Raw genomic sequence first — 21,956 nt, forward strand, 5'->3', positions numbered from 1 at the left:
ACAATACAAGGAGCTCAGGAATCAGAACAGTAAATAGATTTTATCATAAATAATATACATATGGAATATATAGCATTAAAAGGAATTGCAAATGCGTTAATTTTTTCGGTTATTGGAGTTGTCGTTTTAATTGTAAGTTACTACGTAATAGAGAAGTTAACTCCTGAAAACACTTGGAAGGAGATTGTACAAAATAAAAATATAGCATTAGCTATTGTTTTTGCTGCATTGATTATTGGAATTTCTCTTATTATAAGTGCAGCAATTCATGGGTAAATTTTTTAGGTTTGAATACCTATTACTATTTGCAGTTTTTATTATTGCAACCTGTGGTTTAATTTATGAATTAATTGCCGGTACATTAGCTAGTTATCTTTTAGGTGACTCTGTAAAACAATTTTCGTTCATCATAGGAGTATATTTATTCTCTATGGGAATTGGCTCTTACTTAGCGAAATTTATAAAAAAGAATAAGCTTAATACTTTTATTGAAATTGAAATAATAGTCGGTATTATTGGAGGGCTAAGCTCTGTTATTCTATTTATGCTTTTCGAAAAAGTAGCCTATTTTCAGTTTATTCTTTATTTTTTAATTTTTATTACTGGATGCTTAGTTGGTTTGGAAATTCCTCTGTTGATGAATATTTTAAAAGATAAAGTTAAGTTTAGTGATTTGGTTTCTAATGTTTTTACTTTCGATTACATAGGAGCTTTACTTGCGTCAGTACTTTTTCCTTTAGTTTTTATCCCGCAATTAGGAATTATTAGAACTTCATTGTTTTTTGGGATGATAAATCTTAGTGTTGCTATTGCATTATGCTTTATTCTTGCAAATGAGATAAAAAGAGTATACTTTTTAAAAGTTAAGGCAATAATTTCGTTTTTAGTTTTATTAGGTTTTTTTGTTTTTTCAGATAAAATACTCTCTTTTTCTGAGGAAAAGTTATACGGTGAAAATATTGTATTTACAAAAACAACTTCATACCAACGTATTGTTTTAACCCATTTCAAAAATGATTATAAATTATATTTAAATAATAATTTACAATTTAGTTCTGCAGACGAATATCGTTATCATGAAGCCTTAGTACATCCGGCTATGTCCAGTGCAAATTATGTTGATGAAGTTTTAGTTTTAGGTGGAGGGGATGGATTAGCAGTAAGAGAAATTTTGAAGTATGATGAGGTTAAAAATATTACTTTAGTTGATTTAGATGAAGGGATGACCAAGTTGTTTCAAACTAACCCTGTTTTGAAAGCTTTAAATAACAATTCATTTGAAGCAGAAAAAGTTGCTGTTATTAATTATGATGCTTTTCTTTGGGTAAAACAATCACAAAAGAAATATAACGTTGTTATTATAGATTTTCCAGATCCATCAAATTATAGTTTAGGAAAATTATATTCAATAAATTTTTATCAATCGCTTTCAAAAATTTTGGCTCCTAATGCTGTTGTGGTTATTCAAACCACTTCTCCATATTTTGCTCCAAAATCTTTCTGGTGTATAAACAAAACAGTAAAAACTTCGTTTAATAATACCGATGCTTACCACGTTTATGTACCTTCTTTTGGAGAGTGGGGATATACAATTGCTTCAAATAACCCAAATTTTAATTTTAATTCGGTAAATAGGAAGGTAGATAACCTTAGGTTTTATAATTACGATTTTCAGAGTTTAAATCAATTTACTAAGGATATGATAGCAAAAGATATTGAAGTGAATAGATTAGACAATCAAATTTTAGTGCGATATTTTGATGAAGAGTGGGGAAAATTATAATTCAAGAAGAAGTTTTGTAAAAAAAATAACTGCTTTTGCAATAGCAGCAGTAGTTCCAAATTTACTAAATTCTTGTAGAAACAAAGTATTAGAATTAGGTTTAAAATTAACAGGGACAAATCATATTCTGGGACATCGATTATGGTTAAAGAATTTTCCAAAGCCAACTAAAGAAATCAAAATACCATATTTAATAATTGGGGCTGGTATTTCTGGTCTTTCGGCAGCAAGACAATTTAAGAAGAGTAATATAGATGAATTTTTAGTTCTAGAGTTAGAAAACAAATTAGGAGGAAACTCAGCAAATGGAGAAAATAGATATTCTAAATTTCCATTAGCTGCTCATTATCTTCCATTGCCAAACATTAGAGATAAAGAACTTTTAAGCTTTTTAGAAGAATCTAAAATTATTGTAGGTTACAAAAATAATTTACCTGTTTTTGATGAAGCACAATTATGTTTTGATCCGAATGAACGATTGTTTATTCGTAATTCATGGCAAACCGATTTGATACCGAGATACGGAAATTTGAAAGAAGTAGATGATCAGATAGACACATTTCTAAAGAAGATGTCAGAGTTTAGAGAAAAAAAAGGAGGAGATGGCAAATATTTTTTTGATATACCAATGTCTTTTTGTTCAAAGGATTCTACTTTAGACTATCTCGATTCAAAAACTATGAAAATATGGATGTTAGAAAACAAGTTTGATTCCGAGGAAGTTTTTGAATACGTTAATTATTGTTGTAGAGATGATTTTGGTTTAGGAGTGGAATTTGTTTCTGCTTGGGCAGGAATACATTATTTTGCATCTAGGAAACATGAAAATATAAACTATGGAAATACTGTTTTAACTTGGCCGGAAGGGAATGGTAGATTAGTGAAACATTTAAAGTCATATGTAGAGGGCAATGTTTTAAGCGGACATTTGGTTTATGAAGTGAAAACGGATTCAGAAGGGGTGGAAGTCTTGGTTTTTGATACTAAATCAAATGAATCTATTACTATTTCAGCGGAAAAAGTAATTGTTGCTACACCTCAATATATAACCAAATACTTGATTCCAAATAGAAAAGAATTAGTGTATTCATTTCAATACGCTCCTTGGTTCACTGCTTCATTAACATTGTCTGAAATCCCTGATAATGGAAGCTTCCCACTGTCGTGGGATAATGTAATATATAAAGGAAAAGGATTAGGATATGTGTACAATCAACATCAAAATTTAGAACAAATAATAGAAAAAAAGGTAATTACTTATTATTATAGTTTCAGTTCTAATGATATAAGTACTAAAAGGAGTGAGTTGTTGAAAAGACCTGTAGATTATTGGAAAATGTTGGTCTTATCAGATTTAGAAATAGCTCATCCTGGAATAGAGAAATATATTCTTGATATCGAAATTCATAGAATTGGTCACGGGATGATTAGTCCAGTTCCAAATTTTATAAAAGGGAACGTTATTAAAGAAGTTTCGAAGAATATTGAAAACAAAGTTTTCTTTGCTCATAGTGACTTAGCAGGTATTTCAATATTTGAAGAAGCTTTTCATCAAGGAATTAATATAGTTAATGAAATTGTAAATGAGACAACCTTGGATTCATAAAGGCAAAACGGATTTTTGGTTTATACTTTTTCCTACATTTTTTGTTTTGGGGATAGTTATTTTTTTTCATGAATGGTTGTTACAAATTCAAGATAAATATTCTTTTTATACTTGGCTTTTTCTGATTGTTTTTATTGATGTTGCCCACGTTTATTCTACGTTATTTAAAACATATTTTGTAAAATCTGAGTTTTTAAACAATAAAAAGCTATATGTTGGATTACCTGTATTTTGTTTCCTAGTTGGATTAATTTTATATGGATTAGGTAGCAATGTTTTCTGGTCAGTATTGGCTTATATTGCCGTTTTTCATTTTATTAGACAGCAATATGGATTTCTGAGATTATATGCCCGAAGAGAAGATAAAACAAAAATAAATAGGTATTCAGATGCTTTAATAATTTACGCTGCTACAATTTACCCGATGCTATACTGGTTTTTTTCTTCACCTAGAGAATACAACTGGTTTGTAGAAAATGAATTCTATAGATATGAAAGTGGGTTTTTAATACAAATTATAACATTAGTGTATGTCTTAATAGTTCTTTATTATGTTTTTAGGACTTTATACTGCTATTTTAAAACGGACTATTTTAATATACCCAAAAACTTAATTATAATTGGTACTTTGTTGTCATGGTTTTTGGGTATTGTTTATTATAATAATGACTTAGTTTTTACACTTTTGAATGTTGTATCTCATGGTATACCTTATATTGCCTTAATCTACTTAAAAGAAATTAATATGAAGTCTAATCAAGAATTAGGAATTTTGTTCCATTTTAAGAATTTAAAAGGGATTTTCTTTTTCCTTTTTATAGTTACAGTAATTGCTTTTTTTGAGGAGTTTTTATGGGAAATATTAATTTGGAAAGAAAACTTTAATTCTAAATTGATTACAATAGAATGGCAGTTTTTGGTAGTTCCTCTGTTAACAGTTCCGCAATTTACTCATTATTTGTTAGATGGCTTTATTTGGAAAAATAATCACTAAACTCATTAAACGAACTCCTTTTTATGAGCAATTTGCTCTTGAATTGCGTCCCAAAGTTCTATTCTTTTTTCAAGAGCCAGAATTGAGATGTCTTCAGTTTCCTGCCATTTTTTATCATCGTTTCCGCAAAGTTCTTCAATCATTTTCATTGCCATCGGACCATGCTCGTCCGCATCTAATTCTATGTGTCTTTCAAAATAATAAATCAATTTTGACAAATCATTATTTGGGAAATTGTTTTGAAATTCTTTAAGTATTGAAGTAAACATATCTGGAATTAAATCTTCTCTACCAAAAGTGAATGCAGCAGCAATTTGATGTGGTTGTCCCTCTTCAACAACTCTAAAGGTAAAGTCAAGGAAGGCTTTTACTTTTGGATGTAATTCACTTTTTTTGATGGAAACAAAAATGTTCTTTGTAGCTTCTACATCGGTTAGAAAAGTAGTTACATAGCTTGTATCTGCGCCGCAAGCTTGCATGGCATCTAGGTATAATTCATAGTGGCTTTTACGATGTCCTTCTTGATCAATATCTGTTTCTTCTGCTAGAACAATCTCATTAATTAGATATCTTATTTCGGGATTGCCAATAGGTATCCACGGTGTAGTAGTACACGTAAGTTTATTTTGTAAAGCTTTAAGCAATGACATAAAATCCCATACAGCAAAGACATGGTTTTCTAGAAAACAATGTAAATCTTCAATGTTTTTAATGTCATTGTATAAAGGATGTTGTAATAATTGATCCTTGTAAGGTTGTATTTTTTGATTAATTACAGTAGTATTCATGGCAATTTGTTTTTTAGTACTTACGAAATACTTATAATAGTGGTTTTGCAAATACTATTCCAAAAGTAAAAATGCTTCGCGAATATACGAAGCATTTTGTATCAATTTTATCTATAGTTGAATTATTTAAAAGCAGGAAAACCAGTTACATCCATTCCTGTGATTAAAAGATGAATGTCATGTGTTCCTTCATAAGTGATCACTGATTCTAAGTTCATCATATGTCTCATGATTGAATATTCTCCTGTAATACCCATTCCGCCTAAAATTTGACGTGCTTCACGTGCGATATTAATAGCCATTTCTACGTTATTACGTTTTGCCATAGAAATTTGTGCAGTAGTTGCTCTTCCTTCATTTCGAAGTACACCCAGTCTCCAAGTCAATAATTGTGCTTTAGTGATCTCGGTAATCATTTCGGCCAATTTCTTTTGTTGTAACTGAGTCGCACCAATTGGTTTGTCAAATTGGATTCTTTCTTTAGCATAACGTAATGCAGTATCATAGCAATCCATTGCTGCTCCAATTGCTCCCCAAGCGATTCCATAACGAGCAGAATCCAAACAGCCTAGTGGTGCGCCTAATCCAGATTTATTAGGTAATAAATTTTCTTTGGGAACTTTTACGTTATCAAAAATAAGTTCACCAGTTGCAGAAGCACGCAATGACCATTTATTGTGTGTTTCAGGAGTCGAAAAGCCTTTCATTCCACGTTCTACAATTAAACCGTGTATGCGGCCTTCTTCGTTTTTTGCCCATACTACTGCAATATCTGCAAATGGAGCATTCGAAATCCACATTTTAGCACCATTTAATAGGTAGTGGTCGCCCATGTCTTTGAAATTGGTAACCATTCCGCCAGGATTTGATCCAAAGTCTGGTTCAGTTAACCCAAAACAACCAATGAACTCACCAGTAGCTAATTTTGGCAGATATTTCATACGTTGTTCTTCGTTACCGTATTTCCAAATTGGATACATTACCAAAGAGGATTGAACAGATGATGTGGAACGTACACCTGAATCACCGCGTTCAATTTCTTGCATGATTAAACCATACGAAATTTGGTCCAATCCAGCACCGCCATATTCAACAGGAATATATGGTCCAAATCCACCGATTTCGCCTAAGCCTTTTACAATTTGTTTTGGGAATTCCGCACGTTGTGCATATTCTTCTATAATAGGGGATACTTCTTTTTTTACCCATGCACGGGCAGCATCACGTACTAGTTTATGTTCTTCTGACAATAAGTCATCAAGTTGATAATAATCTGGAGCTTGAAATAAATCAGGTTTCATTTTGTATAATTTTGGTACACAAAAGTAAGTAAAGATTTTTAACAAATCAATTACCAGGTGTGATAAATTGATTTAAGAATGATTCGTTTTTTTGTTTTGTCACAAAGAAATTATTATATTTAGGATAAATTAAACTTATTAGGTTATGAAAAGTAATAAATTTTTAAGTGTGTTGCTGCTATTTGGAGTGTTAGTTTTTTCAAATGGTGTTTTTGCTCAGAAGGGGAAAAGTGCTGGAAAGCAGATTGATAATGTTGAGAAAGAAATAAAAAAGATTGATAAGGATGTGAATGATCATCATGATAAAGCAGATAAAAAGCACGATGATTTTAAGCATGAAATGAAAAAGAATGACAATGAAGGAAAGGGAAATGCATATGGAAAAGATAAGGGGAATTTATCAGGTAAAGAGTTTGGTCAAAGACGAGCTGAAGAATCGAGAGAAAAACTTAAAGGGAAAATGAAAGAACTAGATGATAATGAGTTGCGATTAAGAGATTTGCGTAAGCAGCTTGATAAAGAGAGAAAAAGAGGCGATTTGGATAATGAAGGTTTAGAGCGAATTTTAAGAGCGGAAAGAAAAATAGATGAAGCTGAATATAAAGTGAGAAGAGCAAAATCACTTCTTAGGGATACAGACGATGAGTTAAAAAAAATTTTAGATATCAGATAGTTTTAAACCAGGCTTGCCTGGTTTTTTTATAGCTTTAAGAAAAAGTCTTTTGTAAGTGCTGTATATTCTGGGGTGTATTGATGACGAGCAGTTTCAATAACGATTTCGTCAACCAAAGGAGATTGTTGAATTCTGGTAAAAGCCAATAAACTTCTTTTTATTTCACTGGTAGGGGTTCCTTTTACACGAGTAATTTTTAAAGGATATAATTCAAAATCATTTGCTAATTGCACAAATCTTTCTTCTTCTTTAAAAGGGATGATAACTGCAAAAACACCATTTTCTGAAAGTAATAAATCAGCAGCTTCTACCAAATCTTCAAAAGGCAGTGCGTCTTCAAAACGTGCCATGTCGCGTTGCGTGTTATCAGATTTGTAAGTGTCAGTATAAAAAGGAGGATTGGATACAATAAGATCGTATTCGTCTTCAGGTTCATCCATGAATTCGTCTAAACCAGCGTGAAAACAGAAGAGCCTATCGTTCCAAGGTGAATTTTCAAAATTATCGGTAGCTTGCTCGTAAGCATCTTCGTCAATTTCCAATGCGTCAATTTGCTCCGCATGACTGCGTTGTGCTAACATTAAAGCAATTAATCCAGTTCCAGCTCCTATATCTAAAATAGAATAAGGGTTATTGATTAATGGAGTCCAGGCACCTAATAAAACACCATCGGTACCTACCTTCATGGCGCAGCGGTCTTGTGCTATGGTAAATTGTTTGAATTGAAACAATGTGATTAACTTAAGTATAAATCTACCAATCCTTCAGGAGTATCAAGGATAAGTTTTTTGTTTGCACGGTCTACTTTTACAATGAAATCATCAATCATGGGTACTAAAATTTGAGTGCCGTTGTTTGTGATTTCGAATAGCGGTTGTGCGTTACTATCGTTTACGCCTTCAACGGTTCCAATAGAGCCAAGACGCAAGTCTTCAACTTCAAAACCAATGATTTCGTGATAGTAAAATTTGTTACCTTCAAGCTTTGGCAACATGGATAGTGGTAGGTAAACGTCACATCCCACTACTTGATCGGCATCTTCTTCTGATGTAAAATCTTCAAAACGAACTCTTAAGAAGTCACCTTTATGAAGTTGACTTTTTTCAATAAAAAATGGAACCAGACTTTTGTTAAGTTCAACAAAAACTGATTCCATATTTTCATACAATTCGGGTTCATCTGTGTCAAGATAAATCAACACTTCACCCTTGAAACTAAATTTTTTCGAAACTTTGCCTAAATAGAAACAGTCTTTTTTATGCATGTCTTTCGAAAATTTATAATTAAGCTTCTGTTTCTTCGTTGTTTTCTTCAGTAGCTGGTGCCTCTTCAGTAGCAGCTTCTTCAGTAGCTTCTGCCGCTTTAGCAGCTTCAGCTTGTGCAGCAATACGTTTTTCGTTTGCTTCTTTTTCAGCTTGTAAAGCTTTAGCTCTAGCATAAGCTTGCGCTTTGCTTAAACCATCTTTTTTAGCATCAACTTTTCCAGTTTTCTCTTCTAACCAAGTAGCTAATTTAGCGTCAGCTTGCTCTTGAGTTAAAGCACCTTTACGGACACCTCCATCTAAGTGGTGTTTTAATAAAGCACCTTTGTACGATAAGATAGCTCTTGCAGTATCAGTTGGTTGTGCACCATTGTGTAACCATTGAACAGCTCCATCTAAGTTAAGATCGATTGTTGCAGGGTTAGTGTTTGGATTGTAAGTTCCGATTTTTTCTAGGAATTTACCATCTCTTTTTGAACGAGCATCAGCTGCTACGATCCAGTAAAAAGGTTTCCCTTTTTTACCATGTCTTTGTAATCTAATTTTTACTGGCATAATCTGTAATGATTAAATTTTGAGGTACCCGACCTCTGTTAATTAAGGGTGCAAATATACAAAAGTTTGTCTTACAATAAAATATGGGTTGCGAAATATTTTTTTTATTTTTAATCGCTTTTTAGATTAAAAAAATTATTTTTGTTTCCATACAAGAAAAAATTAAAGACAAAAAATGAAAAAAATAGTTGCATTATTATCAGTAGTACTTATGATGTCTTCATGTACTGAAGAGATTAAAACCAATACGCCTGCTTTTCAAGCGCAATTCGGGGAAGAGGTTTGGCGTGCTAAAACGGTAAGAGTAACTCCTAATGAAAACGGAGGGATTACCATTACGGCTTTAACCAATTATGAGCAAATTACCTTGAATACATCTTCTGCAAATGCTGGAACTTATTACTTTGGTAGTACTAATGCAGATGACTTTGCAACTTATTCGTTTGGAACGGATAGTGATTCTGGCGATTATGAAACTTCAATTTATGAAGGTCCAGTTTATAAAATTGCTGGTGTTGTAAATCCAGGTTCAAACTATATTCAATCTAATAATGCTTTAACAACAGGTGGTTCAGGATCTGGTTTAAAAGTAGCTACTGTTACAGGTACTGCTGGTACAATTACAGATGTAAATGTTATTACTAGAGGTGATGGTTACAAAGCAGGTGATATTGTTACAATTGTAGGAGGTGATAATAATGCTACAATCAGAGTATTAAACGTTCAACAAAGTAATGGTGAAATTGTAATCGAAAAAATTGAAAACGGAACTTATACAGGAACATTTAAATTTTCTGCTGTTGATGAGTTAGGAGAAGTTGTTACTTTTTCTCAAGGCGTTTTCTATAAAGCACCATTACAATAGTATTAGTAAAGTATTTTTTAAGAATAAACAAAAAAACCACTTCAGTATGAAGTGGTTTTTTTATGTCTTGTTGATAACTAATGTTGAATTTACACTTCATAAAATGTACTTTTGTCTTTATTCTCTTTAACTTGTAGGTTTGTGCCTATGTATTTAATTTCTAGATAAATGTATTTAATCTTTGATACCGAAACAACAGGTTTGCCAAGAAGTTGGTCGGCGCCGATAACCGATACCGATAACTGGCCAAGATGTATTCAAATTGCATGGCAATTGCACGATGAAATGGGAAACCTTGTCGAGCATCAAGATTATTTAGTAAATCCAGAAGGGTTTAACATTCCCTATGATGCTGAAAGAATTCACGGAATTTCAACCGAACTAGCACAAGCCCAAGGTGTGCCTTTGATTGAAGTATTGGAGAAATTCAACATCGCATTATCAAAAGCAAAATTCATTGTCGGGCAAAATGTTGGTTTCGACGTCAATATTATGGGGTGTGAATTTCATAGAATGAATGTTGGTTCAGATATGAGTTCGATGCCTATTTTAGATACCTGTACCGAGGTAACAGCTAATTTGTTAAAATTACCTGGAGGTAGAGGAGGGAAGTTTAAGTTGCCTACTTTAACAGAGTTGCATCAATATTTGTTTGATAAGCCTTTTGCTGAAGCTCATAATGCAACAGCCGACGTTGAAGCGACAACGCGATGTTTTCTAGAATTAATCAAGCGTGAAGTTTTTACCAAAGAAGAGCTTGATGTAACGCCAGATTATTTTACGCGTTTTAAAGAGAATAATCCTCAACAAATCCAACTCATTGGGTTAAAACATATCAATTTAAAAGCGGCTTCCGATGAAATCAGGAAACAGCTGCAAAAAATTGAACAAGAAAATACGCAAACTACCATTTCGGAATCGGATAAAAACGATTTAAGAGAAGCAAAGTTTGCACACCTGCACAATCATACGCAATTTTCAGTTCTTCAATCAACTATTGCAATTAATGCTTTAGTTGCGGCTACAGCTAAGAATAAAATGCCAGCTGTGGCAATGACCGATACAGGAAACATGATGGGAGCCTTCCATTTTGTAAGTGCTGTAATGAATCACAACAAAGGAGCAAAAGCAAAAATCGAAGCGGCTATTGAGGCTGGTGAAGAACCAACAGATTTAGAAATCAAGCCGATTGTAGGTTGTGAGTTTAACATTTGTGACAATCATTTGGATAAGACCAAAAAAGATAATGGTTATCAAGTGGTTTTGTTGGCAAAGAATAAAAAAGGGTATCACAATTTAGCCAAAATGGCTTCTATAGCGTATACCGATGGTTTTTATTATGTGCCACGTATCGATAAAACGATTGTTGAGAAGTACAAAGAAGATATAATGGTTTTATCTGGGAATTTATACGGAGAAATTCCGAGTAAAATCTTAAATATTGGTGAAAACCAAGCCGAAGAAGCATTAATTTGGTGGAAAGATCAGTTTGGCGATGATTTTTATCTTGAAGTGATGCGTCATAATCAAGAAGATGAAAATCGTGTCAACCAAACCTTAATTGCTTTTGCACAGAAACATAAGGTTAAATTAATTGCGACTAACAATACTTTTTACGTAAATAAAGAAGATGCCAATGCGCACGATATTTTATTGTGTGTTAAGGATGGTGAAAAGCAGGCAACGCCTATAGGTCGCGGACGTGGTTATCGTTACGGATTGCCAAATCAGGAATACTATTTCAAATCGGAAGAAGAAATGAAAAAGCTTTTTTCAGATTTGCCTGAAGCGATAATTAATATTCAAGAAATAGTGGATAAGGTTGAGACCTATTCATTATATCGTGATGTATTACTTCCAAAGTATGATATTCCACAAGAATTTATTGTACCAGAAGATGAAGTAGATGGTGGAGTACGTGGCGAAAATGCTTATTTGCGTCATTTGACCATGGAAGGGGCTAAAAGACGTTATGGAGAAATTACTCCCGATATTCAAGAACGTTTGGATTTTGAGTTATTGACAATTTCCAATTCAGGTTACCCAGGTTATTTCTTAATTGTACAAGATTTCATTGCTGAAGCTAGAAAAATGGACGTTTCGGTAGGGCCTGGTCGTGGTTCCGCTGCGGGATCTGCGGTTGCGTATTGTTTGGGAATAACCAATATTGACCCTATTAAATACGACTTACTTTTTGAGCGTTTCTTAAATCCAGATCGTGTATCCATGCCCGATATCGATATCGACTTCGATGATGAAGGTCGTGGTCGTGTAATGGATTATGTAATTAAGAAATATGGTGCTAATCAGGTAGCGCAGATTATTACTTATGGTAAAATGGCTACCAAATCGGCGATACGTGATACGGCTCGTGTATTGGATTTGCCACTTTTTGAGGCCGATAGAATTGCGAAGTTGATACCAGGAATGATGCCCTCTAAATGGAATTTAGCACGTTTCTTAGCAGAAGATGAGAGTGAAGTTAAAAAAGCATTGCGTTCGGAAGAGTTTGATAAAGTAAAAGAGCTGATTGAAATTGCCAATTCTGAAGATTTAGCGGGGGAGACCATCCAGCAAGCTAAAGTTTTGGAAGGTTCTATGCGTAATACGGGTATTCATGCTTGTGGAGTTATCATTACGCCATCAGATATTACCAATTACGTTCCGGTAACCACTGCAAAGGATTCCGATTTATATGTAACACAGTTTGATAACTCGGTTGCAGAAAGTGCGGGATTATTAAAAATGGACTTCTTGGGGTTAAAGACTTTAACCCTTATTAAAGATACTGTTAAATTAGTTAAGTATAGAACGGGAATTCAACTTGATCCCGATACTTTTCCAATTGACGATAAGGAAACGTATGAGTTGTTTCAAAGAGGTGAAACAGTTGGGATTTTCCAATACGAGTCACCTGGAATGCAGAAATACATGAAGGATTTAAAACCAACAGTTTTTGGAGATTTAATTGCGATGAACGCATTGTATCGTCCAGGACCATTGGAGTACATTCCTTCTTTCGTTCGTAGAAAAAACGGTGAAGAAGAAATCAAATACGATTTAGAAGCTTGTGCAGAGTATTTAGCGGAAACATATGGAATTACAGTTTACCAAGAGCAGGTGATGCTTTTGTCGCAGTCTTTAGCTGATTTTACAAAAGGTGAAGCCGACGTTTTGCGTAAGGCGATGGGTAAAAAGCAAAAGGATGTCCTGGACAAAATGAAGCCTAAGTTCGTGGAACAGGCTTCTGCAAAAGGCCATGATGCAACAGTTTTGGAGAAAATCTGGAAAGACTGGGAAGCTTTTGCGAGTTACGCATTCAACAAGTCACACTCTACCTGTTATGCTTGGATAGCGTATCAAACAGCTTATTTGAAAGCGCATTACCCTGCAGAATATATGGCGGCGGTACTTTCGAATAATATGAACGATATCAAACAAGTTTCGTTCTTTATGGAGGAATGTAAACGAATGGGATTGGATGTATTGGGGCCGGATGTGAATGAATCGTACTATAAATTTACGGTAAATGAAAATTACGCCATCCGCTTCGGTATGGGAGCAATTAAAGGTGTTGGGGAAGGTGCTGTAAATACAATTGTTGAAAACAGAAAAGATGGAAAATACAAGTCGATTTTTGATTTAGCCAAACGAATTGATTTAAGAGCTGCCAACAAAAAAGCATTTGAGAATTTAGCATTGGCAGGTGGTTTTGATGGTTTTGGTGATACGCATCGTGCTCAATATTTTCACGAAGAAGGGGATGGAATTACCTTTTTGGAAAAAGCAATGAAATATGGGGCTAAATTTCAAGAAAACGAAAATTCTTCGCAAGTAAGTTTGTTTGGTGATGCTTCAGATGTTCAAATTCCAGAACCAGTGGTTCCGCCTTGTGAAGAGTGGAGTACTATGGAGAAATTGGCCAAAGAAAAAGAAGTAGTAGGGATTTACATTTCAGGTCACCCACTTGATGATTACAAATACGAAATGAAATATTTCTGTAATACCAAATTGGAACCTTTGAAAGATTTGAATGCTTTTGTGGGTAAAAATATTAGTATCGGAGGAATCATTACCAAAGTGGAGCACCGAACGGCTAAGAATGGAAAAGGTTGGGCGATGTTTACGCTTGAGGGCTATGATGAAAGTTATGAGTTCAGAATTTTTGGTGAAGAATACCTGAAGTTTAGACATTTCTTGATTCAAAACAATTTTACGTTTATTAAACTGATTGTAAAAGAAGGCTGGACCAATGCAGAAGGTAAAAAGGGAGACCCAAGAATGCAATTTGTAGATGTGAAAATGCTGCAAGATGTTTTGACAACGTATGCAAAAAAATTGATTTTACAATTTAGTATTGCTGATTTGAGTGAAAATATGATTAATGGTCTTTACGAATTGTTTACAAGAGAAAAAGGTGATAACCCGTTGACGATTGAAGTGATGGAATTGGAAAAAGTAAAGCGTCAGATAGTCGAAAATATTGAAGAAGAAGCCATAGATGTTAGTGATGAAGCCGATGCGGATGCTGAAATTGAAAATGTAGTAATAGAGCCAACCGTTACGGAAGTTGAAGAGATAAAAGTAGTGACGAAGTTAAGTATGCCTAGTCGTAAGATGAAAATTAAAATTTCAAACGAGCTGTTACAAGAACTTGAAATGCGACAAATAAGCTTTAAATTGAATTAATGTAAGTTGGCTAACAAATCGTTTTCTCTGAATTGCAGAACTTTGTTCAAAAGCAATCGAAATTATGAAAAAAATATTAACAGCATTATTTTTAGTATTATCGTTATTGACTTATAGTCAAATTGCAGATAAAGCAGAAAATATTAGTCCTCTATTAATAGGAGAGCAAATTCCAAATATTGTAGTTTACGATGTTTTGGGTAAACCGATTCAAACGAAAACAATTTTCGATAAGAAAACGGTTTTAGTAGTGTACCGCGGTGGATGGTGTCCATATTGTAATGCGCAATTAGCAGATTTACAGGAATTGGAAAGTGATATCTTGGCTTTAGGATATCAAATTGTAGCTATTAGTCCTGATGCGCCTCGTTTTTTACAACAAACGGTAGAAGATGAAAAGTTGAATTATACTTTGTATTCCGACAGTAAGGGCGATTTTTCACAAGCAGTTGGGATAGCATTTGCAAAATCAAAGGGTAAGTTGGATAAATATTCTGAAGGACAAAATCCTGGATTTTTACCGGTGCCTACAGTATATATATTGGATTCAAATAGTGAAATTCAGTTCTTATATATCAATCCTAATTATACTAAACGATTGGATGGTAAAGTATTGCTTGCGGTTTTAAAGTCGCTTTAAGTATCATTTTTAGAAATACAGGTATAAGTAAAAGCAATATAATATTTTGTCTGACTTAAAAATAAATAACTATTTTTGTTACCTCAAATTAATACAATTAAAAGAATTAAGATATGGCATTAGCAATTACAGATGCTACTTTTGAAGAAGTAGTATTAAAATCAGATAAACCAGTAGTAGTAGATTTTTGGGCAGCTTGGTGTGGACCATGTAGAATGGTTGGGCCAGTTATCGATGAGGTTGCATCAGAATATGAAGGTAAAGCAGTTGTAGGAAAAGTTGATGTAGATGCAAACCAAGAATTTGCTGCAAAATATGGTGTTCGTAACATCCCAACAGTATTAGTTTTCCAAAATGGAGAAGTAGTAGGACGTCAAGTTGGTGTTGCACCTAAAAAGACTTACACGGATGCAATTGATGCATTATTGTAATATAATCTTATGAAAAAGAAAACTGAAGCCTAACGTGAGTTAGGCTTTTTTTATTTCAATTTTCAGATTATCTTTGAGAGATGAAGCTAGAAAATCAATTAGAAAAAATATCCAGTTTTAAGCATTTGGAGCTTTTAGCAAACCAAGTTGTGGAAGGTTTTATTTCGGGCATGCACAAATCACCATTTCATGGTTTTTCTGCAGAATTTGCAGAACATAAGATTTACAACCCAGGAGAAAGTACGAAACACATCGATTGGAAGTTATTTGCCAAAACAGATCGTTTGTATACCAAGCGGTATGAAGAAGAAACCAATATGCGTTGTCATATTATTTTGGACAATTCTTCTTCAATGCATTATCCAAGTGTTAAAACTGTAGGACATTTTTATGAAACTAAAATAGGTTTTTCGGTACTAGCTTCGGCTGTTTTAATGAATTTGCTAAAAAAGCAACGCGATGCAGTGGGAATGAGTGTGTATTCCGATAGCTATGAATATTATGCTCCAGAAAAGGGAAGTGAACGTCATCATCGTATGCTTTTGGATAAGTTGGAACATGTTTTACAAGAAGATAGTGCTACAAAAACAACAGATACTGTTACGTATTTGCATCAAATAGCCGAAAATATTCACAGACGTTCCATGGTGGTTTTGTTTACGGATATGTTTCAAAATGAAAATGAGGAAAAAATTTTCAAGGCATTGCAACATTTAAAACACAACAAACACAAGGTGGTTGTTTTTCATGTTTACGATGAAAAAACGGAGTTACAATTTGATTTTGACAACGCTCCTAAGAAATTTATTGACCTTGAAACGGGTGAAGTGATCAATTTATTTGCTGAAAATGTAAAAGAATTATACGAAAAACAAGTGTCGGAGTATTTCAAAAAAATTGCAAATACGTGTATGCAGTATAAAATTCAATATGTGCCTGTTGCAGTAGGGAAAAATTTTGAAAAAATTTTAATTACCTATTTAATTGAGAAACAAAAGTTTGGGTAATTCGGGTTAAAAAATCTTTATTTTTTTTCAAAAAAGATTTGGAGAACTCGAAAAGCGTTGTATATTTGCACCGCAATACAGCAATGGTTTGGTAGTTCAGTTGGTTAGAATACATGCCTGTCACGCATGGGGTCGCGGGTTCGAGTCCCGTCCAGACCGCTAGATTGGGAAAGCACTTCAGAAATGGAGTGCTTTTTTTTCCCTCAAAAGTATTTAAGAAAGTTGTGTTGTTTAAGCCCGTTAGAATCGGGTTGGTTTAGTAGTTAGACCAATGAAAAGCTTTCCATATATTCTGATAAACAGAATTTGGATGGCTTTTTTAATAAAAAGTGAAATTTTATTTTGATATATAAAAAAAAGCAGTACATTTGCACCGCAATACAGCAATGGTTTGGTAGTTCAGTTGGTTAGAATACATGCCTGTCACGCATGGGGTCGCGGGTTCGAGTCCCGTCCAGACCGCCAAATAAAAAAGCACTTCAATTGAAGTGCTTTTTTATTTTAATGAAGTTTTTAAAACCATACTTCTAAATTCCTAAAGAATATTCCCAGAAATACCCCTAATAGTATAATACAATATATCACTTGTATGAATGTAGAGGCTAAGAAGCCTAGGAATGATCCGAAAGCTGCTTTTAAGGCTCTTTTACCGTCTCTGTAGTTGTAGATTAGTTCGCCGATAAACGCGCCAACAAAAGGGCCTATAATAAATCCAAATGGAGGGAAGAATAATCCGGTAACTAATCCGATATTGGTTCCCCATACCCCATATTTACTTCCGCCAAACTTTTTCGTGCCTTTCGCAGGAATAATGTAATCCAACACAAATATTACCGCCATTATCACAAAGGTGATGCTTAAAACCCAATAGTTGGTTTCAATTTCAGGAATTAAATATAAGAGTAATAATCCCAACCAACTTATAGGTGTGCCGGGTAATGCTGGTAAAAAACTACCAATAAAGCCTATTATAAGGCATAAAAATCCTAAAATGAGTAATAAGTATTCCATTTCAAGTTTATTTTAAACAACAATAAATTTAAAGATATGCGTTTTTATATAAAAATATCATGCGAAAAATATTACTATTAATATTTTTATATAGTATTTGTATCAAAGCACAAAATATGAAATTGGCCGATAGTCTTATGAGTATTGGTCAGTTTTCAAAAGCTATTGTAGTTTATGAAAAGGAGGGGCATTATTCAAAGTATTTCAATATTGCTAAAGCTTACGAAGCTAAAGGGAATAGTGCCGAAGCACTTAAAAATTATAATAACTATCTAAAAAACGATACTTTAAACTTACAAGTAAATTATAATTATGGACTACTTCTTCTAGAGTTATCCAAAAATAAAGAAGCGCAACGCGTATTTCAAAAATTAGTTCAATCAAATCCTAATGAATTGTATTATTACTATTTAGGATTGGCTTTTGAAAAAGAAAACGATGTAATGAATTCTGTTGTTAATTTCTTGCATTCCGCTAAAATAGATTCCTTGTATTTTAAGAGTAATTATAAACTAGCGGTTTATCATACTAATGGTAAGAATTACAAAGAAGCTTTAAAGATAACCAATCGCTTTTTAGTAAAGAATGCAAGTAATATTGAGATGTTGAAATTACGTGCTCAAGTATATTATTTTCAAAGTGATTTTCAAAATGCAATTATAGATTTTAATAAGCTATTATCCTTAAATCAAACGGATACGTTTATTTTGGAAAAGCTTGCGAATTCCTATTATGGAAACAAAGAGTATAAAGAAGCTATTACCATTTATAATTCTTTAATTGAAAATGCAACGGAAGAAAATGCAAATTATTTTTATAATAGAGGGAAGGCATATGGCTTTTTAGAAAAAACAAAAGCGGCAGAGGCAGACATTAAAAAGGCAATTGAATTGAAAACCTTTACTTTTGAAAATGAGTATTTTTATTTGGGATACTTTTATCAAAAGGAACACAATTTAGATCGTGCTTTGTATTATTATAAAAAGGCAATAAAGCAAGATAAGAATCATATTGAGGCCAATTATCAAGTAATTGCAATAAGTGATTACAAAGGCGATAATCCGGAAAAAATAATCAAGGATTACGAGAATTATTTGGCTCAATTTAAAAATTTACCAGAAGAAAAACGCTTTTACATTGAAAATCGAATCAAACAATTGAAACGAAAACTGCACATGGAATAAAAAATCTTATTATTTTTACATCAAATACACCGATTTGAAAAAAGTAATTGTTTTATTCTCTGTTGTTTTAATGTTTTCTTGTCAACTTTTTGATAAAAAAGTGCCTGACGAAGAGCAGCTTTTGCAAGAAGAACTTAAAAAAATAGATTGGACACAAGTGGACCAATTTCCTACGGTAACTGATTGTGAAACACTTTCGGATAAAGAAGCGCAAAAGCAATGTTTTTTTGATTATTTAATTCAAGTTATTCAAGAGCGATTGGGAATCGACACGATACAAATTATGTATCCTGAAGTAGATACAATTAGTGTAAAAGTTACGGTGAACCCAGATGCTTCGTTGCAATTTGAAACGCAAATCCCTACCGACAGTATTACCTATGACATCAAAGTAATTGATAGTATTTTACAAAATCGACTCGCTGATTTCCCAAGAGTTGAGCCTGCAATTAAAAGAGGGATAAAGGTAAAATCACAATTTGTTTTACCAGTAATCATTAAAGTAGATTCCCTATCGGTACAGTAATTATCGTTTGAATTTTCTGCCTTTCCAAGTGTAATTTCCTAAAAGTGCATTCAAAGCGACTAATGTATTGAAAAAGGGATACAATAGTGAACTGATAAACACCCAATGCAATTTGGTTTTAAAATAACTAGCGGTTTGATGGAGTAAAATATAATCGATTAAAAATTTACTCCCTGTGAATAACATAAAATAGTTTTGGTCGAATTGCCCTATTAACCAGAACAGAAAAACGCAAATCCATGCTAAATTACTAGTAAAAACTATCAACGCGAGTATTTTGCCAAAAGTAGAGGAATAGCTAGTGCTTTTTGCGGCCCAACGGATTCTTTGTTGAAACAACTTAACCCATGAATCTTCCGATTTGGTAGCAACAATACTTTCCGGATTCATGCAATAACCAACAGATTTTTTATTTTGTAGTATTGCTTTTTGCAGTAAAAAAACATCATCACCACTCGCAATAGTTTCGTTGCCTTCAAAACCATTTAGTTGCTCAAAAAAAGACTTTTCATAGGCAAAGTTTGCGCCATTACACATAAACGGTTTATCGATACCAAAGCTTCCAATGGTTGTGCCTTGTAAACTCATGAAGTCGAGATTTTGAAAGGCGTGTAGCAATCCTCTCTGTGGTAAATAGCATACACCTGCGGCTACCATTTTTTTGTTTCCTTGCTGTATGTATTGGTCAATTGCGCTCAACCAATTTTTTTGCACCAAGCAATCGGCATCAGTGGTAATAATCCAGTTGTGTTTTGCAATTTGTATGGCAGCTTCAATGGCATCTTTTTTTGGGGAACCTGACTTTCTTTGATTGTTGAGGAGGGTAATGGAAAAATCGTAATGAGTAATTTTATAATTGTCATCTGATGCATCATCAACTAGAATTACTTCAAACAATTCTTTTGGATAATTGAGTAATGAAATGGTATGAAGTATTTTGGGTAAGTTTTCGACTTCATTACGAAACGGAACTACTATTGAAAAGCTTGTTTTATTTTCTGTATTGTCATCATGAGAAAATCGTTTCATTTTGGTAAAGCCAAAAATTAGACTTCCAATGCAAATACAATAAATGGTCAGAATGATAAATACAACAGCAATCATGCTTTAACGGGTTTAAAACGTAATACGAAATAACTTCCAATACTAACGGGAATCACCAAATTGAACAACCACATTACGGAAGTTATGGTTACAATTTTCCAATTTTCAATGCCTAATTTTGAAAATAAAAAAAGCGCAACACTCCCTTTGATGGCAACGTCCATAAAATGAATGGTTGGAATAATAGAGGCAAGTAAATACATTGAAAAAATGTAAAACAATGCGGTAGAGTACTCTAAATTACAATCAAAAATGAAAAGCAGAAAATAAAACTGATGTGAGAAAACAAGATACCTTACTACAGAATAGATTCCATTTTTTTTTAGAATCGTCTGGGGTATTTGTTTGATTTTTAATAAGAGTCTTTGAATGGAAAAGCCAAAAAGTTCTATGTTTTTTAAAGATATAAGTAGCATTATAATAGCAAAAGCAATAAATAGCGATAGATAAATCTCAGAATGAAATACTGTAGTAATGTTTAACAGTCCTATAATTCCAAAAAGGCTAGTTACTATCAATTGAGTAGTATTGCTGATAAAATTGAGTAAAACTATGATTTTGGCGTTTTGTTTCGGAAAGTAGAGCATTTTTGCGCCATATTCCCCAATGCGATTGGGTGTAAATATGGAAGCGGTTAACGAACCTAAACTTTGTTGAGCTGCTTCGTAAAAAGTTATAGTTTTAAAATAAGAAACTAAATTTTGCCATTTTAGAATTTCTAAAATCCAATTTAGAGCAGAAAAACCCAATAGAATTACAACAGTTTTTACTGTTAAAAATGACATGGTACTTTTCCAAACCAAATTACTGTTGTTTTGAAAATGGTTGAAGCAATAGTACAAAGCAGCACTTACAATCAAAAGTTTGACGGTAAGTATCAGGAATTGTTTAGCTTTGTGAGGAATTGCAAGCATAAGGCAAAGAAACAAACTTTAGCCTATACCCGTATATTTTTAATACTATAATTTTGGCAAACGAACGTATCATATTAGGAATTGACCCAGGAACCACTATTATGGGTTTTGGACTTATAAAGGTGGTGAATAAGAAGATGGAATTTCTTCAGTTGAATGAATTGATTTTGAATAAATATGATGATCATTACACCAAGCTGAAAGTGATTTTTGAGCGTACCATAGAGTTGATTGAAACGCATCATCCCGATGAAATTGCTATTGAGGCTCCTTTCTTTGGTAAAAACGTGCAATCAATGTTAAAGTTAGGGAGAGCCCAAGGGGTCGCTATGGCAGCTGGTTTATCACGTCAGATACCCATCACCGAATATGAGCCTAAAAAAATAAAAATGGCCATTACAGGTAATGGAAATGCCAGTAAAGAGCAAGTAGCCAAAATGCTCCAGCAATTATTGGGATTGAAAACGTTACCTAAAAATCTAGATTCTACGGATGGATTAGCCGCAGCGGTTTGTCATTTTTTTAATTCTGGTAGGGTAGAACTAGGGAAAAGTTATTCTGGGTGGGATGCTTTTGTGAAACAGAATGAATCACGTATAAAAAAATAAATTTAAAGTCCATTA

21 protein-coding genes and 2 tRNA genes are annotated in these 21,956 nt (G+C 33.3%); 15 read left to right on the forward strand and 8 right to left on the reverse strand.

Annotated features, from left to right (window positions below; translation table 11 throughout):
* The first annotated feature begins 60 nt into the window (after positions 1-60).
* The 4 genes from ACFS5J_RS10615 to ACFS5J_RS10630 are packed head-to-tail and all read left to right on the forward strand — an operon-like array spanning position 61 to position 4,383.
* The gene (locus ACFS5J_RS10615) at positions 61-276 is read left to right on the forward strand and encodes a DUF350 domain-containing protein (RefSeq protein WP_379812133.1); all 216 of its coding nucleotides are present in this window, start codon (positions 61-63) and stop codon (positions 274-276) included.
* On the forward strand, positions 269-1,783 hold the full coding sequence (locus ACFS5J_RS10620) for a polyamine aminopropyltransferase (RefSeq protein ID WP_379812135.1): 1,515 nt from the start codon (positions 269-271) through the stop codon (positions 1,781-1,783). Before ACFS5J_RS10615 ends, ACFS5J_RS10620 begins: the two co-directional genes overlap by 8 nt.
* The gene (locus ACFS5J_RS10625; RefSeq protein WP_379812271.1) at positions 1,761-3,389 is read left to right on the forward strand and encodes a flavin monoamine oxidase family protein; all 1,629 of its coding nucleotides are present in this window, start codon (positions 1,761-1,763) and stop codon (positions 3,387-3,389) included. The genes ACFS5J_RS10620 and ACFS5J_RS10625 overlap by 23 nt, the downstream gene beginning before the upstream one ends.
* Positions 3,367-4,383: a hypothetical protein gene (locus tag ACFS5J_RS10630; protein ID WP_379812136.1), complete on the forward strand. Its 1,017-nt coding sequence runs from the start codon at positions 3,367-3,369 to the stop codon at positions 4,381-4,383. Before ACFS5J_RS10625 ends, ACFS5J_RS10630 begins: the two co-directional genes overlap by 23 nt.
* A 5-nt stretch (positions 4,384-4,388) precedes the next feature.
* On the opposite strand, the gene ACFS5J_RS10635 is transcribed toward ACFS5J_RS10630, so the two are convergent.
* Complete coding sequence (locus ACFS5J_RS10635; protein ID WP_379812137.1) at positions 4,389-5,171, reverse strand: DUF3050 domain-containing protein; 783 nt, start codon at positions 5,169-5,171, stop codon at positions 4,389-4,391.
* 122 nt (positions 5,172-5,293) lie between these two features.
* Entirely contained in the window at positions 5,294-6,472 is a 1,179-nt protein-coding gene (locus ACFS5J_RS10640; protein WP_379812138.1) for an acyl-CoA dehydrogenase family protein, read from the reverse strand.
* A 145-nt stretch (positions 6,473-6,617) separates the two neighbouring features.
* On the opposite strand from ACFS5J_RS10640, the gene ACFS5J_RS10645 reads away from it, so the two are divergent.
* On the forward strand, positions 6,618-7,145 hold the full coding sequence (locus tag ACFS5J_RS10645) for a hypothetical protein (RefSeq protein WP_379812139.1): 528 nt from the start codon (positions 6,618-6,620) through the stop codon (positions 7,143-7,145).
* 26 nt (positions 7,146-7,171) lie between these two features.
* On the opposite strand, the gene ACFS5J_RS10650 is transcribed toward ACFS5J_RS10645, so the two are convergent.
* Genes ACFS5J_RS10650 through ACFS5J_RS10660 form a run of 3 tightly spaced genes read right to left on the reverse strand, consistent with a single transcriptional unit; the run spans position 7,172 to position 8,962 of the window.
* A complete protein-coding gene (locus ACFS5J_RS10650) occupies positions 7,172-7,876 on the reverse strand; it encodes a tRNA1(Val) (adenine(37)-N6)-methyltransferase (RefSeq protein ID WP_379812140.1) in 705 nt (234 codons plus the stop codon).
* Positions 7,877-7,881: 5 nt separating this feature from the next.
* Positions 7,882-8,409, reverse strand: a complete 528-nt coding sequence (rimM, locus tag ACFS5J_RS10655) for a ribosome maturation factor RimM (RefSeq protein ID WP_379812141.1) — start codon at positions 8,407-8,409, stop codon at positions 7,882-7,884.
* Positions 8,410-8,428: 19 nt separating this feature from the next.
* Positions 8,429-8,962, reverse strand: coding sequence for a 30S ribosomal protein S16 (locus ACFS5J_RS10660; protein ID WP_379812142.1), 534 nt, complete (start codon positions 8,960-8,962; stop codon positions 8,429-8,431).
* A 175-nt stretch (positions 8,963-9,137) separates the two neighbouring features.
* On the opposite strand from ACFS5J_RS10660, the gene ACFS5J_RS10665 reads away from it, so the two are divergent.
* From ACFS5J_RS10665 to ACFS5J_RS10695, 7 genes are all read left to right on the forward strand, one after another.
* On the forward strand, positions 9,138-9,827 hold the full coding sequence (locus ACFS5J_RS10665; RefSeq protein ID WP_379812143.1) for a DUF6252 family protein: 690 nt from the start codon (positions 9,138-9,140) through the stop codon (positions 9,825-9,827).
* Between the two features lie 168 nt (positions 9,828-9,995).
* Positions 9,996-14,516, forward strand: a complete 4,521-nt coding sequence (dnaE, locus tag ACFS5J_RS10670) for a DNA polymerase III subunit alpha (protein ID WP_379812144.1) — start codon at positions 9,996-9,998, stop codon at positions 14,514-14,516.
* Between the two features lie 64 nt (positions 14,517-14,580).
* Positions 14,581-15,156 (forward strand): peroxiredoxin-like family protein, encoded by a 576-nt coding sequence (locus tag ACFS5J_RS10675; RefSeq protein ID WP_379812145.1) that lies wholly within the window; start codon positions 14,581-14,583, stop codon positions 15,154-15,156.
* 113 nt (positions 15,157-15,269) lie between these two features.
* Complete coding sequence (gene trxA / locus ACFS5J_RS10680) at positions 15,270-15,587, forward strand: thioredoxin (RefSeq protein WP_379812146.1); 318 nt, start codon at positions 15,270-15,272, stop codon at positions 15,585-15,587.
* 80 nt (positions 15,588-15,667) lie between these two features.
* Positions 15,668-16,594, forward strand: coding sequence for a DUF58 domain-containing protein (locus ACFS5J_RS10685; RefSeq protein ID WP_379812148.1), 927 nt, complete (start codon positions 15,668-15,670; stop codon positions 16,592-16,594).
* A gap of 85 nt (positions 16,595-16,679) precedes the next feature.
* A tRNA-Asp gene (locus ACFS5J_RS10690) sits at positions 16,680-16,753 on the forward strand.
* Positions 16,754-16,982: 229 nt separating this feature from the next.
* Positions 16,983-17,059, forward strand: a tRNA-Asp gene (locus ACFS5J_RS10695).
* A gap of 48 nt (positions 17,060-17,107) precedes the next feature.
* Here ACFS5J_RS10695 and ACFS5J_RS10700 read toward each other — a convergent pair.
* Positions 17,108-17,605, reverse strand: a complete 498-nt coding sequence (locus ACFS5J_RS10700) for a DUF456 domain-containing protein (RefSeq protein WP_379812150.1) — start codon at positions 17,603-17,605, stop codon at positions 17,108-17,110.
* Between the two features lie 59 nt (positions 17,606-17,664).
* Here ACFS5J_RS10700 and ACFS5J_RS10705 point away from each other — a divergent pair, with 59 nt between their 5' ends.
* Both ACFS5J_RS10705 and ACFS5J_RS10710 read left to right on the forward strand, forming a co-directional pair.
* Positions 17,665-18,789 (forward strand): tetratricopeptide repeat protein, encoded by a 1,125-nt coding sequence (locus tag ACFS5J_RS10705; protein WP_379812151.1) that lies wholly within the window; start codon positions 17,665-17,667, stop codon positions 18,787-18,789.
* A 34-nt stretch (positions 18,790-18,823) separates the two neighbouring features.
* Entirely contained in the window at positions 18,824-19,315 is a 492-nt protein-coding gene (locus ACFS5J_RS10710) for a hypothetical protein (protein WP_379812153.1), read from the forward strand.
* On the opposite strand, the gene ACFS5J_RS10715 is transcribed toward ACFS5J_RS10710, so the two are convergent.
* Positions 19,316-20,344: a glycosyltransferase family 2 protein gene (locus ACFS5J_RS10715; protein WP_379812154.1), complete on the reverse strand. Its 1,029-nt coding sequence runs from the start codon at positions 20,342-20,344 to the stop codon at positions 19,316-19,318.
* Positions 20,345-20,415: 71 nt separating this feature from the next.
* On the reverse strand, positions 20,416-21,204 hold the full coding sequence (locus ACFS5J_RS10720; RefSeq protein WP_379812155.1) for a hypothetical protein: 789 nt from the start codon (positions 21,202-21,204) through the stop codon (positions 20,416-20,418).
* 182 nt (positions 21,205-21,386) lie between these two features.
* On the opposite strand from ACFS5J_RS10720, the gene ruvC reads away from it, so the two are divergent.
* Positions 21,387-21,941, forward strand: a complete 555-nt coding sequence (gene ruvC, locus ACFS5J_RS10725) for a crossover junction endodeoxyribonuclease RuvC (protein WP_379812156.1) — start codon at positions 21,387-21,389, stop codon at positions 21,939-21,941.
* Positions 21,942-21,956: the final 15 nt, after the last annotated feature.

This window comes from Flavobacterium chuncheonense, from assembly GCF_042686145.1.
Classification (GTDB): domain Bacteria; phylum Bacteroidota; class Bacteroidia; order Flavobacteriales; family Flavobacteriaceae; genus Flavobacterium; species Flavobacterium chuncheonense.

Bases quoted from the DNA above. Each gene is read 5' to 3' on its own strand.
- ACFS5J_RS10700 (WP_379812150.1), bottom strand. From the start codon at position 17,605: ATGGAATACTTATTACTCATTTTAGGATTTTTATGCCTTATAATAGGC.
- ACFS5J_RS10645 (WP_379812139.1), top strand. From the start codon at position 6,618: ATGAAAAGTAATAAATTTTTAAGTGTGTTGCTGCTATTTGGAGTGTTA.
- ACFS5J_RS10720 (WP_379812155.1), bottom strand. From the start codon at position 21,204: ATGTCATTTTTAACAGTAAAAACTGTTGTAATTCTATTGGGTTTTTCT.
- ACFS5J_RS10675 (WP_379812145.1), top strand. From the start codon at position 14,581: ATGAAAAAAATATTAACAGCATTATTTTTAGTATTATCGTTATTGACT.
- ACFS5J_RS10625 (WP_379812271.1), top strand. From the start codon at position 1,761: ATGAAGAGTGGGGAAAATTATAATTCAAGAAGAAGTTTTGTAAAAAAA.
- ACFS5J_RS10665 (WP_379812143.1), top strand. From the start codon at position 9,138: ATGAAAAAAATAGTTGCATTATTATCAGTAGTACTTATGATGTCTTCA.
- ACFS5J_RS10615 (WP_379812133.1), top strand. From the start codon at position 61: ATGGAATATATAGCATTAAAAGGAATTGCAAATGCGTTAATTTTTTCG.
- ACFS5J_RS10640 (WP_379812138.1), bottom strand. From the start codon at position 6,472: ATGAAACCTGATTTATTTCAAGCTCCAGATTATTATCAACTTGATGAC.
- ACFS5J_RS10660 (WP_379812142.1), bottom strand. From the start codon at position 8,962: ATGCCAGTAAAAATTAGATTACAAAGACATGGTAAAAAAGGGAAACCT.
- rimM (WP_379812141.1), bottom strand. From the start codon at position 8,409: ATGCATAAAAAAGACTGTTTCTATTTAGGCAAAGTTTCGAAAAAATTT.
- dnaE (WP_379812144.1), top strand. From the start codon at position 9,996: ATGTATTTAATCTTTGATACCGAAACAACAGGTTTGCCAAGAAGTTGG.
- ACFS5J_RS10685 (WP_379812148.1), top strand. From the start codon at position 15,668: ATGAAGCTAGAAAATCAATTAGAAAAAATATCCAGTTTTAAGCATTTG.
- ACFS5J_RS10620 (WP_379812135.1), top strand. From the start codon at position 269: ATGGGTAAATTTTTTAGGTTTGAATACCTATTACTATTTGCAGTTTTT.
- ACFS5J_RS10705 (WP_379812151.1), top strand. From the start codon at position 17,665: ATGCGAAAAATATTACTATTAATATTTTTATATAGTATTTGTATCAAA.
- trxA (WP_379812146.1), top strand. From the start codon at position 15,270: ATGGCATTAGCAATTACAGATGCTACTTTTGAAGAAGTAGTATTAAAA.
- ACFS5J_RS10715 (WP_379812154.1), bottom strand. From the start codon at position 20,344: ATGAAACGATTTTCTCATGATGACAATACAGAAAATAAAACAAGCTTT.
- ACFS5J_RS10630 (WP_379812136.1), top strand. From the start codon at position 3,367: ATGAGACAACCTTGGATTCATAAAGGCAAAACGGATTTTTGGTTTATA.
- ACFS5J_RS10635 (WP_379812137.1), bottom strand. From the start codon at position 5,171: ATGAATACTACTGTAATTAATCAAAAAATACAACCTTACAAGGATCAA.